1 protein-coding gene is annotated in these 538 nt (G+C 47.0%); it reads right to left on the reverse strand.

Annotation, left to right across the window (positions count from 1 at the left end; genetic code table 11):
• Window positions 1-54: 54 nt before the first annotated feature.
• The coding region (locus tag R7040_RS29490; protein ID WP_318098055.1) for a methyl-accepting chemotaxis protein at window positions 55-538 on the reverse strand (484 nt) is incomplete at its 5' end.

Raw genomic sequence — 538 nt, forward strand, 5'->3', positions numbered from 1 at the left:
ACCCTTTAAGTTACTGTATATAAGCTAGGCTCGCTGTTTTTGTTGATGAAAGCCCTAAACCGTAAAGCGATTTAGGATTTCATCCTGCTTGCGTACATTGTCGTGTTGAGATTGCATCGCTTCGTTAGTGCGGTTTGCAGAATCAGCAACTTGAGTGGATAGGTCTTTAATATTGACCGTGTTGTTGTTGATTTCTTCCGCAACAAGGCTTTGCTCTTCTGCCGCAGAGGCGATTTGCAAGTTCATGTCTGAGATACGTTGAATCGCATCACGAATGCGTTGTAGCGCATCATTCGCCAAATCGGCTTTTTCTACCGCTTCTACAGCACTGCCTTTGCTTTGATGCATTGCGCTTGCCCCCGAAGAAGCACCAGTTTGTAGCTGTTCAATCATGCTGCGAATTTCTGTTGTCGATTCCTGTGTACGCTGTGCCAGTGTGCGAACTTCATCGGCCACTACAGCAAAACCACGACCAGATTCACCTGCGCGTGCAGCCTCGATTGCAGCATTCAATGCAAGTAGGTTGGTTTGGTCTGCA

It is taken from the genome of Vibrio sp. 1069 (genome assembly GCF_033340555.1).